The following is a 2,031-nucleotide window of genomic DNA, read 5'->3' as shown; positions in this document are numbered from 1 at the left end:
CTCTACAATTTGTCCGATGGGTATCTTTCGGATATAGTGACCTGGATTTCTAAAAAAACGGCAAAGAAAAAGAAACGTTTCCGCTACTCGCCTGCCAGGAATATACTGCGCTGGGGAGTATTGGGTGTAACGGCGATAGCTTTTCTTTTCGGATTTACGGTCATTTTAGGTCTGCTTGATCCTTACAGCGCTTTCGGACGTATGACGGTCAATGTGTTTAAACCTGTGTATATGTTAGGGAACAATTTGCTGGAAAGCATATTTTCAAGTTTCAATAACTATACTTTCTATCAGGTGGACGCTTCTCTCCTGAGTATCTCGTCCTTTATTATCGGACTGTTAACGCTCTTAGTGATTGGCTTTCTGGCATGGAAATACGGACGTACCTGGTGCAACACAATATGCCCGGTAGGTACGTTGCTTGGCTTTCTAAGTCGCTTCTCACTGTTTAAAGTACGTATCGATACAGAAAAATGCAATCATTGCGGACTGTGTGCCACTAAATGCAAAGCCTCATGTATTAATAGTCCGGAACAGACTATTGACTACAGTCGTTGCGTAGATTGTTTCGATTGTCTGGGTGAATGTCGCCAGAACGCACTTAGTTATACCACTCCCCTCAAAACAGAGAAACAGGTGACTGACACTTCCAAACGCCGTTTTTTACTTGCCGGGCTGACAACTGCCGCTGCAACTCCCAAAGTAATGGCACAAGCCCAGAATGTAGCGGCTGTGGCAGCCGGAATGAAAAGTGACAAACGTCAGACGCCTATAACACCGCCGGGATCTATCAGTCTGGAGCATTTTCAGGCACATTGCACCTCGTGCCACCTGTGTGTCAGCAAATGCCCCTCTCATGTACTGAAGCCTGCTTTTATGGAGTATGGTTTAGGGGGAATGATGCAGCCGACCGTTTTCTTTGAAAAGGGTTTCTGTAATTTCGATTGTACCGTATGCGGGGATGTTTGTCCGAATGGAGCTATCCTGCCACTGACGAAAGAGCAGAAACACCTGACACAGATGGGTAAAGTTGTCTTCATCGAGGAGAACTGCATCGTCTACCGTGACGGAACCAGTTGTGGGGCTTGTTCAGAACATTGTCCTACGCAAGCTCTGTCGATGATTCCTTTCAAGGACGGATTGACAATTCCTCATATAGATACGGAAATTTGTGTAGGTTGTGGCGGTTGTGAATACGTCTGCCCTGCCCGCCCCTTCCGCGCCGTATACATCGAAGGAAATGCCGTACAGCAAGAGGCTAAACCCTTCACCGATAATCATCAGGAAGAAATTCAGGTAGATGATTTCGGCTTTTGATTAAATATTTTCCCGATTCCCACTGACGCCTGTCTTCGATTGTATAAATTGGGGGCAGGCGTTGCTTTTTCTCTATACTTAGCACATTTTTCTCCCTTTTTACTTTCAACCTACGATAAAATCACTAATTTCGTGGCGAACAAATATATGGTAGATTTTTTACATGGAGGCAACATCAAATAATTGGTTTACGAACAAATATCCTATAGGATATGCTTTGAGCGGTGGTTTTATCAAGGGTTTCGCGCATCTGGGCGTGATGCAGTCATTGTTGGAACATGACATCAAACCTAATATCCTTTCGGGAGTAAGCGCAGGGGCTTTGGCAGGCGTGTTTTATGCAGACGGTAACGAACCGCATAAAGTGCTGGATTACTTCTCCGGGCATAAGTTCCAGGATCTGACCAAATTAGTCATCCCGAAAGTGGGATTGTTCGAGTTAGGAGAATTTATTGATTTCTTGAAAACCAATCTGAAAGCAAAGACGATGGAAGAATTGCAAATACCTCTCATCATCACTGCAACCGACCTTGATCACGGACGTGTGGTGCATTTTCACAAAGGGAATATTGCCGAACGTGTGGCAGCTTCCTGCTGTATGCCCGTTCTCTTCTCTCCTGTAAAAATAGAAGGAACGCATTATGTAGACGGTGGGGTGTTTATGAACTTACCTGTATCTACCATCCGACGTGTTTGCAGCAAAGTGGTGGCAGT

The 2,031-nt window shown here is 45.1% G+C and carries 1 protein-coding gene and 1 pseudogene; both read left to right on the top strand.

Annotation, left to right across the window (positions count from 1 at the left end):
- Positions 1 to 1,317 (top strand): annotated as a pseudogene (locus tag BACCELL_RS20870) (4Fe-4S dicluster domain-containing protein); the annotation flags it as partial.
- A gap of 163 nt (positions 1,318 to 1,480) precedes the next feature.
- Positions 1,481 to 2,031: patatin-like phospholipase family protein (locus BACCELL_RS26200; protein WP_007214048.1), on the top strand; the 551-nt coding region annotated here is incomplete at its 3' end.

The organism is Bacteroides cellulosilyticus DSM 14838 (assembly GCF_000158035.1).
Lineage (GTDB): Bacteria > Bacteroidota > Bacteroidia > Bacteroidales > Bacteroidaceae > Bacteroides > Bacteroides cellulosilyticus.
Note: the sequence above shows the minus strand (reverse complement) of the source record. Positions and strands in the feature narration are given on the sequence as shown.